2 protein-coding genes and 1 pseudogene are annotated in these 1,483 nt (G+C 75.0%); 1 reads left to right on the top strand and 2 read right to left on the bottom strand.

Annotated features, from left to right (window positions below; translation table 11 throughout):
• Window positions 1-284 (bottom strand): annotated as a pseudogene (locus ETD83_RS41775) (Vms1/Ankzf1 family peptidyl-tRNA hydrolase); the annotation flags it as partial.
• Window positions 285-414: 130 nt separating this feature from the next.
• Window positions 415-672, bottom strand: a complete 258-nt coding sequence (locus ETD83_RS41770) for a DUF7218 family protein (RefSeq protein ID WP_138650760.1) — start codon at window positions 670-672, stop codon at window positions 415-417.
• Window positions 673-737: 65 nt separating this feature from the next.
• Here ETD83_RS41770 and ETD83_RS41765 point away from each other — a divergent pair.
• Window positions 738-1,483: AfsR/SARP family transcriptional regulator (locus ETD83_RS41765; protein ID WP_138650759.1), on the top strand; the 746-nt coding region annotated here is incomplete at its 3' end.

The raw sequence follows: 1,483 nt of genomic DNA, 5'->3' as shown, positions 1-1,483 counted from the left end.
GTGCGGGGCGGGCCGGGGAGCCGTTCGGTGTGCGTCACCTCGCCGTCCGCGGCGAAGATCACCAACCCTTCGGAGCGGCGCGCCCGCATCTCCTCGTCGATGGTCTGCTCGATCGCGCGGAGCATGGCCTTCGGGGCGTGCTGGGCCTCCAGGTCCGCGCGAAGCGCCCGCCACCGCAGCTCGACGGCCTTGGACGCGTCCTCGGTGGTCCGGGTGAGGTCGGCGTACACCGACGCGAAGGGGCCCGGACGTTGGTACAGCGTTTTGAGGAATGACAGATCCATGGGGTGGCCCTACCCGCCGTATATGGGGCAAACGTAAAGAATGGGGCGTCTGGGACGTCATCCTCCGCTGCCGCCGCGGCCCCGCGCGGGCGGGCCGCGGCCGGTCCGAGCGGGGCGACCGCGTTCGTGGTCAGTGGCCGCGCAGCGCGCTGATCAGCTCGGACTTGTTCATCGACGACCGTCCCTCGATGCCGATCTCGCGGGCCCGCTTCAGCAGCTCTTCCTTCGTCCAGTCGGTGTACGGCGGGTTCTTGCCGCCCTTGCGGCCGACCTTCTTCCTGCCCTGGCCCGCCGACGCGTTGGCGATCCGCGCGGCCTTCTCCTTGCTCTCGCCCTGGTCGCGGAGCCGCTGGTACATCTTCTCGTCCTTGATCTGTGCTCTAGGCATATCGGACAGGTACCCGGCACGCGCGGTCCACACATCGGCGACAATGGCACGCGGGAAGGGGATTCGTGCGCATCGGCATCCTGGGCCCGCTCGACGTGCGGGACGAGGCCGCGCGGCCCGTCGAGGTCGGCGGCCGGCGGCTGCGCGCCCTGCTGGTGCGGCTCGCGGCCGAGGCGGGCCGGCCGGTGTCCGCCGACCGGCTGCTGGACGACCTGTGGGACGGCGCGCCGCCCGCGGGCGGAGGCAACGCGCTGCAGGCGCTGGTCTCACGGCTGCGCGGCGTCGCCGGACGCGACCTGGTCGAGCACGGCCCGGCCGGCTACCGGCTCGGCATCGACCCGGCGCAGGTGGACGCGGTCGCGTTCGAGCGCGGCGTCGCGGCGGCCCGCGGGGAGGACGACCCGGCCCGGCGGGCGGACCGGCTCCGCGAGGCGCTCGCGCTGTGGCGCGGTCCCGCGCTCGCCGACGTCGCCGACGCCGCGTTCGCCGCCGCGCCGATCGCACGGCTGGACGAGCTGCGGCTCGCCGCCGTCGAAGACCGCGTGGACGCCGAGCTCGCCGCCGGACGGCCCGCCCCGCCGGTCGCCGACCTCGAACCGCTCGCCGCCGACCCGTTGCGCGAACGGCTCCGCGCGCACCTCATGCGCGCCCTGTACGCGGCGGGACGGCAGGCCGACGCCCTGGAGGTCTTCGAGGAGACGCGCCGCGCCCTCGCCGACCGGCTCGGCGTCGACCCGTCCCCGGAACTGTCCGCCGTCCACCTGGAGATCCTGCGCCACGACGCCGCGGCCGCCGAGCCGCCGTCCCGCCC

Source organism: Actinomadura soli (assembly GCF_005889715.1).
GTDB lineage: Bacteria > Actinomycetota > Actinomycetes > Streptosporangiales > Streptosporangiaceae > Spirillospora > Spirillospora soli.
Note: the sequence above shows the minus strand (reverse complement) of the source record. Positions and strands in the feature narration are given on the sequence as shown.